Origin of the sequence: Gimesia aquarii, assembly GCF_007748195.1 — a bacterium.
Lineage (GTDB): Bacteria > Planctomycetota > Planctomycetia > Planctomycetales > Planctomycetaceae > Gimesia > Gimesia aquarii.
Genome location: NZ_CP037920.1, coordinates 4,825,887 through 4,838,917 on the forward strand (window position 1 = coordinate 4,825,887; position 13,031 = coordinate 4,838,917).

Consider the following 13,031-nt stretch of genomic DNA (forward strand, 5'->3'; position numbering starts at 1 on the left):
CCGATTTCCTGAAAGCATCAACAGATAGTAATCACCAAAATATCACTACTGTGCCGCCAACCGTTTTAGTTCCGGCTCCATGCGTCGCATCGCTTCTTCGAAGTCTACGATTGGATGATATCCAAAGTCATGGCGGGCACGGCTGATATCGTAATAATGGGAACTACTCAATTGGGAAGCTAGAAACCGGGTCATCGGAGGTTCACCGGGTAAATGTAATATACGAAACAAAAACTCCAATACGCCCCCAATCCGTTTGGCGGCTTTGACGGAAATGTGTTTTTGAACCGGCGGTAAATCGGCTGCCTGCAATAATTGATTGATCCATTCCCATAATAAAACAGGTTCCGGCTCGTTGATAAAATATGCCTGCCCCCCGACAGGCGAATCATGAAACAATCGCGCGGCGGCCTGTAGATGAGCGGCAGCGGCGTTTTCCACATAGCTCATCGAAATCAGGTTCGTCCCCTGGCCCACCTGTCGCAAGCGGCCCGATTTCGCTCGTTTGATCAATCGTGGAATCAAGTGATTATCACGAGGTCCCCAGATTAAGTGCGGTCTTAACGCGACTGTCGCCAATCCGTTTTCCCCATTCGCAGCCAGCACTGCTTTTTCGGCCAGCATTTTGGTATGCGGATAATGACAGAGGTACTGATCGCTATAGGGCAGATATTCATTCGCGTTTTCATGGGCAGCACCATCATAAACCACGCTGGGCGAGCTGGTGTAAATTAATCTGGTCACGCCTTCGGTTTTGCAAGCGTCCAGAATGTTTAGTGTTCCCTGTGTGTTAATACTATGAAAATAATCCCACGGCCCCCAGATACCGGAAACGGCTGCCGTATGAAAAACGGAATCGATTCCTTCACAGGCCTGCTTCACAGTCGCGGTATCTCGAATGTCCCCCTGCACAGTTTCTACATTCAATTCTTTAAGACGTGTATACTCTCCGCGACAAAGCACACGGACTGTTTCCCCCGCTTCCACTAACTGTTCGACGATGTAGAGACCAAGGAAGCCGCCTCCCCCGGTGACGAGTATATTCATCCGATTTGTTTCTCTGCCCAGGGTACTAGTTTTTCACGAAAGATTTTTACATTATGCCGAATATCAACGGGTAGAGAGCGATGGAATAAAACCGTTTCAATCGACTGCGTTAATGAATTGGCCTGCCCTAACGCCAACAGCTCCTGAGTAAGTTGTTCACGGTCTGGCTTGCTCTCAGGAAATTCTCCCTGCTCCGGCTCAACAATCATCACCGGTTTCTGATTTGGTTTCGCGCCGACTCCGACCAATGCACTACGATAAATCCGTGGGTGTTCATTAAAGATTGCTTCACAACGAATGGTAAACATGGCTCCTTGTGTGGTTTCAACGATATGAGCTTTCCGACCACAGAACCAGAGTTTTCCTGCTTCATCACGATAACCAACATCACCCATGCGATGCCAGAACTGTTCTCCATCTGGAATTTTTGCAAGCCGTGTTGCCTCTGGTCGCAGAAAGTATTCTCGCGTTGCCATCGGACCTTGTACTATGATTTCCCCAATTTCACCTGCAGGAAGCTCTGTAGCTTGCTCAATAGATTCAATCGGCTCATTGTGAATCTCAATAATCTTAACCTGGACGCCCGGAAACGGAGCGCCCACACAGGTCCCCGCCCCTGACCGGGTCTGCTCTGAGGTTTCTTCAATCACTTCCCGTCCACAAATCGAAGCCACCGGCAATGATTCGGTTGCACCATACGGCGTATTGATATCCGTTTCTGAATTAGAAAAGGTCTGTCGCATGCGTTCAATTACATGCACCGGGACCGGAGCCCCTGCTGACAAGATTCGTTTGAGTGAAGGTAGTTTTACTTGATGCTGTTCGCAATACCGGCCAATCCGATTCCACATGGCGGGAGATCCAAAGGCCTGTGTCACTCCTTGATCCTTTATTTGTGCAATGATCCTGACCGGATCTACAAGTGCCGGCTTGGTTGGGTTCATATCGGGAATCACCGTTGTCACTCCCATTGCCGAATTAAAGAGTGCAAATAATGGAAAGCCTGGTAAATCGACCTCACCAGGTTGAATCTGATAATAATCCCGCAAAAAATCAACCTGTGACCAGAACATACCGTGTTCGTATGCCACTCCTTTGGGAGGACCTGTGCTGCCACTCGTAAAAATAATCGCTGCAGGATCAGTCAGTGTTCGCTGGACCATTGGTAACGGCTTCCAGTCACCACCGAGTAACCAGCGGTAGTCAATGCCTGACGTCAACACCGGTTTTCCCACAGTCACATTCAAGTGTGCTTTCGGAAAAGATCTTTTTTTGAATTTGCGAATCATTTGAGCCAGTGGGATTGCAACAAAGCCTTCCGGTTCTACTTCCGACAAACAACGAATAATATTTTTTCCCCCCATGCCCGGATCGATAAGAATGATCACAGCTCCTGCTTTAAACAAGGCAAACGTCAGCGCGATGAATTCCAGGCTGGGACGTACCATCAATGCCATTCGGGTTCCGGGTTTCACACCCAGTTGAATCAGGCCGCGCGCCAGGCGATCACTTTCCTGATCAAGTTGTTGAAATGTCAAACTACTGTAGGTATAGCGCCCCTGGTGATCCTTTCCTGCAGGAAAGACAACCGCTTTCTGATAGGGATAAACTTGAGCTGACTGACGAAGCCGCTCAGCAATATTGCGTTGTTCAGACATGAATCGAAGTAAAGCCGAATGTCAAAAGAGGTAACCTTTATCACTGGCGGACTAGAATTTCGCCCTTGCCAAGTGCGAGAAAATCCCCACAGTATCGTCGATATTCACGATCAAAACAATCTTCGGGAACGGGAAAACCGGAGGATCTCAATTGTCGTAAGAAAAAGAAGAGCCAGGTTGGGTGGTACACACATGAGAACTTAAAGGTCGGTAAGAATTCCGGTTCATTTGACTCACCGAATAACGCAATCGTGCCTCGACGCATACCAGCCCCTATACGTCTACCGATAGACCCAAACGAAAAAATAGAGCCGGCAATCATATCGAAACCAATCGCATCGCCCGAGGTACCCCCAATGGCGATTGTCCCTCTGCGCATACGGTGACCTGCTTCATGACCCACGTTACCATGAATCAAAATCGTACCGCCATTCATTCCCCGTTTACTACCAGGATAGGCAGCCCCTACCAGATCACCGGCATTGCCTTTGATACACAGCGTCCCGCCTTTCATCTCAGTCGCAATCCAGTCAGAGACATTGCCCTCCACCAGAATCTCGCCACCAGACATTTCTGCTGCCAGGTGCATCCCGGCATTGCCTTCAACGCGAATTCGTCCTGCAACCAAACCTGCACCAATATGCTTTACTCGAGAACAATCGCCCGACCAGACAATGAGGTCTTCTTCCGCAGATGATTGTTGCACGTCAAAAAAGTCGTCAACTGTCAGTTTTCGATTACCATGTAACACGGGTAAGGCACGTACTTTATCAACCGGTTGCTGACTCACCGATTCATGATTGACGGAATTCACTTCAAGAGGCACCTTGAGTGTTTGCTTGAGAGTCAGCGTAAGAGCCATTCGGGAGACATTCTTTATCAACTATGCGGTAGTTTTTCCCATATTGGCCAACCCTTCGATGAAACCACGTGCAGACAGATAATCATTGGGAAGCATGTTCCGAATCTGACCGCGAAGAATATTCTTCATGACTTGCGCTTCATCGCTAATTTGCTGAGACAGGGTCGAAGTCACACCTGTTGAGTTTCTTAAGGAAAACAATTCCTGAATTTTTTCACGAGATGCCTTGTATTCCTCACCCATCAATGATTCAGGCCAGTTAATCTTGCCTGTCGCAGGATTGAATTGACTCGCGGTCAAAGTTGCTTTGTCCTGGGAAGCACTCGCATTCAGATAGGGGCTTAGACCTGACTCACGCATTTTGCGATTTTTCTCAGCCTGTCGATCTAAAGCTGCCTGTCGTTGTTTGGCTCGTTCTTCATTGATCTGTGATTGCAACTGAATCGATTCTCTCTGTGCCTTTTGTCGGGCAATGTAAGTCTCTGCTACTTTCTTCTGGTTGTCGATATATTTACTGCGTGCATCTTCATAATTGACCATGGCCTTGGAACGATCGACCTGTGCTTGTCCTTGTGCGCGAATTAAAGAAGACCCATCATTCCAACCACCATAATAGCCGCCGCCATAGTAACCACCACCATACCAACGATTACCGTAAAACACGGAGGGGCTGTAGTATCCCCCATAATTGTAAATCGTTCTTCTCGGGAAGAAGGGACCAGCAGCCTGTAGCATTGAGTACCCTGCAGAAGACAAAAGGATTATTAAACATAATCCAGAGAGGGCCATTTTGCGTATCACTGTTCTCATCTCTCACCTCAAAGCATAAACTGATAACGGAACCTCATCCCGCGGGAATTTTTCAATCCCTGCGAACAAGCTTATATGATTTCCTGATGAAACTGAGCAGAATTACTTGATTTTTGAACTCAGATCATGATATCTATTATATTATAGTTTAATGTTCTCCTTTCTATTTCGCCAGTCTTTCTTGAGAAGGTAATGTGAATTCTTCACCTTTCGGAAAATCTGGCTTTTGCAACGATGATTAGCAGGAACGATACTCATGCGTCAGTTACTAACCGCAGGACTTCTTTTCGGAATTTGTTTGCTCGCTTCTGACTTTGCTATGGCGCAAACTCCTGATATCAAATTGCTGATTACTGACTTAAATAGCGAGAATGAAGAGAAGCAAGCGTTAGCCGCTCATACGTTAGGAGAACTGGGGCCTATTTCCGAACCAGCAGTTCCGGCCTTAATTCGTGTAGTTAAAGGAGGCTCAGTGGCTTCTCGTAGTGAAGCCATCATCGCATTGGGAAAAATTGGTCCTGGTGCCGCCGCTGCGGTTCCTGAACTGACAAAAATCCTGCGTGGCCATTCGGTTATTCTGAAATTTAATACATTGCAAGCCTTAAGGCTCATTGGTCCCGCTTCAAAACCTGCAGCGAAACAAATTGCCACTCTCCTGGAAAGCAACAACTCTTACATCAAAGTAGCTGCAGCCTGGGCACTTTGGTCCATCGACCCAGATAATAAAGCAAATTTGGATCAAGTTATCAAAGTGCTATTGAGTAGTCTGGATATCCCCATTAACGAAGTTCGATCAGACGCTGCTGTAGCTCTGTCAGAAATTGGTGCCCCCGCTGTAAAACCGTTGCTGAATAAATTGAAATCAGAATACAAAGCCAATCATACAGATCAGTGCGAGCAAATCTGCGATGTGATTGCTCAGATGGGTGTACAAGGTGAAGCAGCGATTCCCACTCTTCTTAAAGCCTTGAAGTCAGAAGACACCGATCTCGTCTGGCGTTCAGCCCACGCTTTAGGTGCCATCAATGCGAAACCCAAAAAAGTTGTACCTGCTTTAATCACTTTGTTAAATAACACATCACCAGAGATACGCGCTCATGCTGCGCTTGCGCTGGGAGATTTTGGGGCAAAAGCGAAAGCGGCTGTTCCAGAATTAATCAAACTGCTTTCTGACTCTGATCTGAATGTCAAACTTGATGCGGCTGCGGCATTGGGAGAAATCGGTCCAGATGCTTCTGCCGCCGTCCCAGAACTTTCCAAAGCGATGCAGGCAGGACCGACAGCTCTGACACTGAATAGTGCCTCTGCATTGGCGGCCATCGGTGAAGCCTCTGTACCAACCTTAAAAAAACTACTTGACGATAATTCTCCTTTGAAACTTCTGGCTGCTCATGTTCTGGGCGAAATTGGAGGCTCCTCCGAATCAGCCATTCCGGCACTGCTCAAATTGATTGACTCACCAGATGCGAATCTTCGTGAAACAGCGATTATCAGTCTCGGAGACATTGGTCCGGCTGCGATCAAAGCAGAACCACAGCTTCTAAAAATCATGGAGACTGGAACTGGCAAAACCAGAAACACGGCCGTTTATGCACTCTCAAAAATTGGAAGTAAAAAAGCATTACCACTTTTCAAGAAATATGCTGCTGCTTCAGATGAAGATGAAAGATTTCGGCTCGTTTGCTCATGGGCACTGGTTAGAGCCAATCCAACTGATCCTGAAACAGTGAAAGCGGCATTACCAGGATTGATTAAAGTTCTCGCCGATGAGAACCCTGTCGTGCGTAGAGAAGCAGCCAATGCGATCTCGTTGAGTGGTCCTCTCGCAGAGTCCGCCACACCGAGTCTGAGTCAGGCACTTAAGAAAGAACAGGACCAGCGAGTCGTCGCTGAATTGATTACTGCTTTAGCAGAAATTGGTCCACCAGCCGCTTCCGCCATTCCCTTGATCACTCCTTACCTTGACTCTCGTGATCCGATTTTACGAGTCGTTGCTACTTATGCGATGGCTCGATTTGGTAAATCGGCGAAATCAGTAGTCCCTATTATGGAAAAAGAACTCGCAAAGCATGACGAAGAGGAAAACGCCGTTACACTCTGGGCATTAACAAAAATTGATCCCAGCCCTACCAGAGCCAAAGCTGCCGCCCCGATTCTGACAAAACTCGTCACGGAACACCCTGATCCCAACGCGCGCCTGGAAGCGGCAATCAGTCTGGGAGAATTTGGAATCAATACCCCCAAAATCAAAGCGGCTCTGGAAACCGCAAGCAAAGATCAGGATCCTCAAGTGAAAAAAGCGGCTGAAGCTGCACTCAAAAAACTGAGTAGTTAGTTTTTCCAGCACAAACATGTTGATTTTTTTCAACCAAAATCAGTTTGTGTTGCAGAAAAACAACAAAGCGACGTAATGCAGGCGTCTGGTTGGAAGGGTTATCCGAAATAGAATTGTTGCATTCAATCGAGTTCTGTTTTTCTTCCTCAAATTCTGAACTGATATCCTTACAATCCCGTTGTTCTGATCTAAAGTGCCCTGTTCCAGTCAGAAATGTAGACTGTTCGTTTACTTTAGCTTTGATGTGGTATGTTTCTTGCGGCCCATTTGATTAAGGCAATCGTTTTACTGATTTAATTCTCTTCCCATTTTTGTCATAACCGGAGGTTCTATGATCACAGTTGCTGAAATCAACGACATCGATCAACTAGATAATTTTCGGCTGGCATGGCACGCCCTGCTGGGAAAGACGAAAGGTGCGACGTTTGCGCATTCTCCGGAATGGCTGGAGCATTACTGGGAACACTTCGGACAAGGACTCAAGCTAAGGGTCTTGCTAATCACATTAGGCAACAAGGTCATCGGCATTGTACCTCTGGTTGTAAAACCAGTCACAACCAAATTAGGTACGATACGTGTGCTGACTTATCCGCTGGATGGCTGGGGGGCATACTATGGACAGATTGGTTCCAATCCCGCTGCTACAATGGTCACTGCAATACGACATATCCACGGCTCCAAGCGAGATTGGGATCTCATCGACTTGCGCTATATCGACCAGGATGGCCATGATCACAAACGTACTGCCAATGCCTTAAGATCTGTTGGATTTCAGGGAAGTGAAGCCATCTGGAAACAGCTTCCACTTGTAAACACACAAGAGACAAATTGGACTTCTTATCTCGCCAGTCGATCATCAGAAACCCAGCACATCATTAAATCAGCGGAACAAGTCATTTCGGCAAAAGGCCATGTTGCCTTTTATCGATCACAAATGGAAGACCCGACAGCTCCCGGCTGGAATCCACGCTGGGATCTCTGGGCACATTTTGAACAAATGGATTTTCGTTTTGGTAACCAGACGACAATCGCCGGTGGTGATTTTTCCAATCAACGAAAACTAGCGTTCTTACGAGAAATTCACGGACCTGCGGTTCGAGCAGGAAGAGCGCGAATTGATGCATTGTTTATTAAAAACTCTCTGGTTGCTTGCGCCTATGGACTACAACATGCAGCAGGAACAGACTATTTGGCGCTCGGTCGGCAGGAAGATGCTCCCCGCGAGTCTGTGACGTATTTAATAACACGAATGATTCAAGAATCGATACATGAGCAAGAACATTCTCTGAATCTGGCGTTACTTGGTACAGAACTAGCGGGAATATGGAAGAATGAGGAGAGGAAAAGCTACCGCTGTTCCCACTTCCCCATCATGGTCCCCCGTTCGCAATTGTTTCGTATTAACCGTTGGATCTCTCAACCAGCGCAAAAACAAAAGTCATCTCAAGCTACTACTACTAGGAAACCGGCATTGAATGTGAAAAACGAAACAGATCAGGATGCCACAATTGAGATTACGAGTGACGCTCCACAAGACTGGTTATCAGAGAACAATAAGCACTCAAAAGGAAATCGCCCCGGTTTTCGAATTGTAGGTTAAAATGTCTCCATGAACGATGCGAATAGAAATCATTCGAGATCGCGTGCAAATTTAATGACCATTAAAGTGCGGTCATCTCCATCATTTCCGCCTTCCAGGTGTTTCTGTAATTTGGACCAGATCCCCTGCATCACTTCTTCAGCCGTATCTGCGGTATGATTTTCCAGGACTTTCATGATTCCATCTGAGCGAAACATTTTTCGTTCGCTGCTCATTGCTTCACTGATTCCATCACTGAAGCCAACAATGATATCGTTCGTGCAAATGGGAATGACAGAATAATCATAATCGGTGGTGTCAGTCACTCCCAGTAACATCCCATGCGATGTCAAACTGGTAATTTTTCCCTTGTGGACCCAAAACGGTGCGGGGTGCCCGGCATTGGTATAGGTGAATGTCCGATTCTGTGTGTCAATCACACCATAAATCATACTCATAAACTGATGCGGCAATGATGTATGGTATAAGGCATTATTAATGCGACTGATCACAAACCGGGTATCTTTCGCCTGTTCAATCGGACCTTCTGTTAACGTTCGTAAGGCCCCTCTGACAGAGGCCATGACAACTGCAGCGGGAATACTGTCACCCGAGGCATCACCAAGGGCAAAACAGGTCACATGGGGAGACAGTGTGATAAATTCGCATAAATCACCGCCTACTTCATGGTGGCTGATTGTGTGGACCGCCGCTTGGAACTCACGATTTTGTGAAGGATCTCGAACCAGCTCAGCAGGAAACGATTCCGAGATCACCTTCAGTTCTTTTTTCAAGCGAAGTTGATTCTGGCTTTCTTTGATCAAGACTGCTCTCTCAAGAATGGTCCCCACCTGAGCACCAATCGATTTTAACACGTGAATATCCCGGTCATTCAATCGACGGGCTCGACGATCAAAGGCCCACAGTGTTCCAAACGGACCGGAATCAGACTGAACTGAAACACAAACTCCAGTCAGACAACCTTCCGGTAACCAGTGAGTCAACTGTGGGGTTTCCTGACTGTTGATAACAATCCCTTCTTTGGAGAACGCTTCCAGATCAGGGGGCGACTCGGACAGGATTCTTTGATGAAAAGGAATTTCAAAAGGAGTCAGGTTGTACTGGACTCGCAGTGATAGCTGGTTCGATTCAGAGTTCAACAGAAAGAAGCCGGCAGAACGCAGTCCCGTCAGTTGTAAAGCAGCTTCCAACAATTTTTGCAGAGCATCCTGTAAGCCACTTTGTTTACTTGATGAGAGCCCCACATCCATGAGCGTAGAAACTTCTTTGTTCTTCAGCTCCAAAGACGTATTCAGGGTTTCAATCCTTGAAATTAATCCTGCTACCAACTCTGCAAATTTGATGGCTGTTACAAACAAACGATCTTGGTCTGCCTCTTCCGGTAGTGTCAGGTAAAGATAGCCCAAACAACAATTACCATCTTCTATCGACTCATACCAACAGTATTTCTCAACCTCTGAGAGTTCGGCTTCCTGTGATTTTTGTTCTCCTGGTTTGGCAGACATAAATCGTAGCGTCCAACCAGTGATTTCTGTAAATTGATCACAGATCGTGTGAATCCATTCCAGAGGTGGGGTGATTGTCTGTTCCATTTCACCTGATCCAGGAGATGCCGAGGAAGAAAATTCAATATCCGGGAGCGCAAATCTCCCTTTTCTTCTATCGACAGGCAGGAACAGGCAAAATACTCAGAGGTCTGGTTATGAGGATTGAAACAGTTGTACCACAAGAATTACAAAGCAATATCCAATTCTGGCAGCTTCAGGTTAATTTTTCTCAGGCACTGTTTGAGGAAGCAGCTGGTCCGCGATAACGTTCAATGATCGCACATCCACAGGAATCACTCCAGACATTGACCGATGTGCGGCACATATCCAGTACCCGATCGACGGCAATAATCACTCCCTGTGCTTCGAGTGGCAAGCCTACTGCTTGTAACACAATCGCCATCATCACCAATCCGGCATGCGGGATACCTGCGGCGCCGATACTGGCTAGTAACGCCGTAACAGCGACCAAAATCTGGTCTGGCAGTGGCATGACCACGCCTGTATAAGCTTGTGCAATAAACAACACCGCGACAGCTTCATACAACGCGGTCCCGTCCATATTGATTGTCGCTCCTAAAGGAAGCACGAACGAACTGACCTCATTGGAAACCTTTGCATTTTCTTCTACACAGGTCATCGTTAGAGGTAATGTTCCATTCGAAGAAGCAGTCGAGAACGCCGTCATCAAGGCGGGACTCATCGCATGCGCAAATTTTACTGGAGAACGACCTGCGACAAATTTCAAGAGACAAGGTAAAATGACCACTGCATGAATCAGCAAGGCAAGAGAAACAGTAATCATATACCAGCCGAGTGTCTTAAAGATTTCAATTCCCTGTGAAGAGACAGCGTAGATCATAAATGCCGTCACACCAATAGGAGCCAGGCTGATCACAAACATCGTCATTCGCATCATGACTTCAAAACCAGCTTGAAAGAAATCTGTGAGCACTTTGGCATGTTTACCACCGACCAGAATAATAAATATTCCCGCCAACATGCTGAAAGAAATAATCGAAAGGAACTCCCCTGCCCCCAAGGAGTGAATAATGTTTGTCGGAATGAGCCGATCGATCATATCCAGAAAAATGGAGCCTACTGATTCCCGTCCAGAAGAGAGAACTCCGCTGCCTCCCGGCAGTTCAGCACCAATTCCAGGTCGAATCAGGTTCACAACTAAAATTCCGGTACTGATCGCCAGCAGACTGGTAAACAGGTAATACAAGAGGGTCTTGGAAAACATGGCTCCAAATCGAGTCGCGTTTCCCAGGCTTGCAATACCCGTAATTAATGAAGTGACAATTAAAGGGATCGTCACCATCTTTAACAACCGCAAAAATAAGTCACCCAGCCATTTAGAAATCGCCATCACTTTTTGTGAGAGGCCGGTACCAAACAAAAAATAATCAGTTTCCCATTGGGGATATTTTTTGACAAGCTCCTCACCACTAGACGCAGAGTAAGAAGTTACAACCATCTTCTCATCGATAGACCTAGTGTAAGTCAACGTCACTTTTTTTACGGAATCGACGATATGTATCGACCTTTGATTCACCTCCACAGTTACCGGCTTTTCGAGTTCCCCCATGGCAAATAATTTGGCCAATTCGGGATAATTCGCGACGAGTTCTTTGCGATCCTTAAATTGGTAGTCTTTCTGTTGATCGCCTGCATACTTTTCAATCACCCGATAGCCTGTCTCTGATCGGCTGACAGTCAGTGAAAGATCAGCAAGCGTAATCTCACCTGGATTGAAGAGAAAACCGAGAAAGGTCCCCACGATCAGAGCAATCAAAATTTGATAATGCAGCGGAATTTTCTTCATGAAACACTAAACTTCCTGTTTCTCTTTTGGGAACGTTGATCCTGGCGCAGCAATCACTCATTTAAGAGTGTCAACAAAATTAACTCTCTAACAGATTAACGTCTGGCACTTTCACATTGAAAAGGCAACCAGGCACCATTTTCGTCACTGCTGGCAACCGATTGCTGAATGAAGAACATCCCTTCGACACCATCATAAACATTGGGATAGATTGTATCTTTCGCTTCAAAAGACTGGCCAGAAATACGCTGAACCATGGCATCAAATGCGGAACGGTAAATATTCGCAAACGCTTCGAAAAATGCTTCCGGGTGTCCCGAAGGTAAACGGCAGGCAGCCGCTCCAGATTCATTCATATAAGGGGCATTAGGGTCCCGTGTGTAAACTGAATGTGGTTGACCATTGCGGCGGATCACCATCTGATTGGGTTCTTCCTGTCGCCATGCCAATGCTCCTTTCGTACCATCGATCTCGATAAACAGATCATTTTCACGTCCGTGTGAAATCTGACTTGCAGTCACTGTTCCCAGCGCGCCATTTTGAAAACGAATGGTGGCATGGCCATAATCATCCAGCTGACGCCCGGGTGCGAAGATTTTTAAATTGCATGAGATTTCTTCGGGAAGCAGCCCCGTCATATAACGCCCGAGATTATAGGCATGTGTGGCAATATCGCCAAAAGCACCTGCCGCTCCTGATTTTGCAGGATCGGTTCGCCAGGCAGCCTGTTTCTGATCTTCTTCTTCCAGACGTGATCGCAACCACCCCTGAATATAGTTGGATCGAATCGCCTGAATTTCCCCAAGCTCGTCGTTCAAGATCATTTCCCGCGCCATTCGCACCAGGGGGTAACCTGTGTAATTGTGACTGACAGCAAACACCACACCGGAACTTTCAACCAAAGCTTTTAATTCTTCAGCCTGAGCCAAATCGAAGGTCATGGGCTTATCGCAGACGACATTGAATCCGGCTTCTACTGCTGTTTTCGCAATGGAAAAATGAGTGTGATTAGGTGTCGCGATACTGATAAAATCAACGCGTTGATCTTCAGGTAATGACGATTCCTGCTCAACAAGCTCCTCTATGGATCCGTAAGCGCGATCTGGCTTGATATCATAAGCCGGCGCAGATGCTTTTGCTTTTTCAGGATTCGATGAAAGCGCGCCCGCCACCAGTTCCGCTCGGTTATCCAGGCAAGCGGCGATGGAATGAACCCGACCGATAAACGAACCCTGTCCCCCACCCACGAGCGCCATTCGCAGTTTACGATTGAGTTGACCGTTTATTGTTTCCATTGTGTCATTCCTTCCTCTTAATGATTCGTTCTATACCCGTATCAATATA

Annotated in this window: 9 protein-coding genes; 2 read left to right on the plus strand and 7 right to left on the minus strand. The window is 46.8% G+C overall.

Annotation, left to right across the window (positions count from 1 at the left end; translation table 11 throughout):
- Nucleotides 1-45: 45 nt before the first annotated feature.
- From V144x_RS18680 to V144x_RS28445, 4 genes are read right to left on the minus strand one after another with little or no spacing between them, the layout of a single operon-like run.
- Nucleotides 46-1,047: an NAD-dependent epimerase/dehydratase family protein gene (locus tag V144x_RS18680; RefSeq protein ID WP_144986997.1), complete on the minus strand. Its 1,002-nt coding sequence runs from the start codon at nt 1,045-1,047 to the stop codon at nt 46-48.
- Nucleotides 1,044-2,705: a fatty acid CoA ligase family protein gene (locus tag V144x_RS18685; protein WP_144986999.1), complete on the minus strand. Its 1,662-nt coding sequence runs from the start codon at nt 2,703-2,705 to the stop codon at nt 1,044-1,046. The genes V144x_RS18680 and V144x_RS18685 overlap by 4 nt, the downstream gene beginning before the upstream one ends.
- Before the next feature lie 40 nt (nt 2,706-2,745).
- Nucleotides 2,746-3,567 (minus strand): formylmethanofuran dehydrogenase subunit C, encoded by an 822-nt coding sequence (locus V144x_RS18690; protein WP_144987000.1) that lies wholly within the window; start codon nt 3,565-3,567, stop codon nt 2,746-2,748.
- Nucleotides 3,568-3,588: 21 nt separating this feature from the next.
- Nucleotides 3,589-4,302, minus strand: coding sequence for a hypothetical protein (locus V144x_RS28445; RefSeq protein WP_197998511.1), 714 nt, complete (start codon nt 4,300-4,302; stop codon nt 3,589-3,591).
- Nucleotides 4,303-4,633: 331 nt separating this feature from the next.
- On the opposite strand from V144x_RS28445, the gene V144x_RS18700 reads away from it, so the two are divergent.
- The gene (locus V144x_RS18700) at nt 4,634-6,712 is read left to right on the plus strand and encodes a HEAT repeat domain-containing protein (RefSeq protein ID WP_144987002.1); all 2,079 of its coding nucleotides are present in this window, start codon (nt 4,634-4,636) and stop codon (nt 6,710-6,712) included.
- A 331-nt stretch (nt 6,713-7,043) separates the two neighbouring features.
- Nucleotides 7,044-8,312 carry a GNAT family N-acetyltransferase gene (locus V144x_RS18705; protein ID WP_144987004.1) on the plus strand — a complete coding sequence of 423 codons (1,269 nt, stop codon included), beginning with the start codon at nt 7,044-7,046 and terminating at the stop codon, nt 8,310-8,312.
- 29 nt (nt 8,313-8,341) lie between these two features.
- Here V144x_RS18705 and V144x_RS18710 read toward each other — a convergent pair whose 3' ends face one another.
- The 3 genes from V144x_RS18710 to V144x_RS18720 form a co-directional block, all read right to left on the minus strand.
- On the minus strand, nt 8,342-9,904 hold the full coding sequence (locus tag V144x_RS18710; RefSeq protein ID WP_144987006.1) for a PP2C family protein-serine/threonine phosphatase: 1,563 nt from the start codon (nt 9,902-9,904) through the stop codon (nt 8,342-8,344).
- Nucleotides 9,905-10,088: 184 nt separating this feature from the next.
- The gene (locus tag V144x_RS18715) at nt 10,089-11,687 is read right to left on the minus strand and encodes a dicarboxylate/amino acid:cation symporter (protein WP_144987008.1); all 1,599 of its coding nucleotides are present in this window, start codon (nt 11,685-11,687) and stop codon (nt 10,089-10,091) included.
- Nucleotides 11,688-11,782: 95 nt separating this feature from the next.
- Nucleotides 11,783-12,982: a Gfo/Idh/MocA family protein gene (locus V144x_RS18720; RefSeq protein ID WP_197998512.1), complete on the minus strand. Its 1,200-nt coding sequence runs from the start codon at nt 12,980-12,982 to the stop codon at nt 11,783-11,785.
- Nucleotides 12,983-13,031: the final 49 nt, after the last annotated feature.

Excerpts from the sequence above, each read along its gene's own strand:
- V144x_RS18700 (WP_144987002.1), top strand. The coding sequence starts at position 4,634 with ATGCGTCAGTTACTAACCGCAGGACTTCTTTTCGGAATTTGTTTGCTC.
- V144x_RS28445 (WP_197998511.1), bottom strand. The coding sequence starts at position 4,302 with ATGCTACAGGCTGCTGGTCCCTTCTTCCCGAGAAGAACGATTTACAAT.
- V144x_RS18715 (WP_144987008.1), bottom strand. The coding sequence starts at position 11,687 with ATGAAGAAAATTCCGCTGCATTATCAAATTTTGATTGCTCTGATCGTG.
- V144x_RS18680 (WP_144986997.1), bottom strand. The coding sequence starts at position 1,047 with ATGAATATACTCGTCACCGGGGGAGGCGGCTTCCTTGGTCTCTACATC.
- V144x_RS18685 (WP_144986999.1), bottom strand. The coding sequence starts at position 2,705 with ATGTCTGAACAACGCAATATTGCTGAGCGGCTTCGTCAGTCAGCTCAA.
- V144x_RS18710 (WP_144987006.1), bottom strand. The coding sequence starts at position 9,904 with ATGGAACAGACAATCACCCCACCTCTGGAATGGATTCACACGATCTGT.
- V144x_RS18720 (WP_197998512.1), bottom strand. The coding sequence starts at position 12,982 with ATGGAAACAATAAACGGTCAACTCAATCGTAAACTGCGAATGGCGCTC.
- V144x_RS18705 (WP_144987004.1), top strand. The coding sequence starts at position 7,044 with ATGATCACAGTTGCTGAAATCAACGACATCGATCAACTAGATAATTTT.
- V144x_RS18690 (WP_144987000.1), bottom strand. The coding sequence starts at position 3,567 with ATGGCTCTTACGCTGACTCTCAAGCAAACACTCAAGGTGCCTCTTGAA.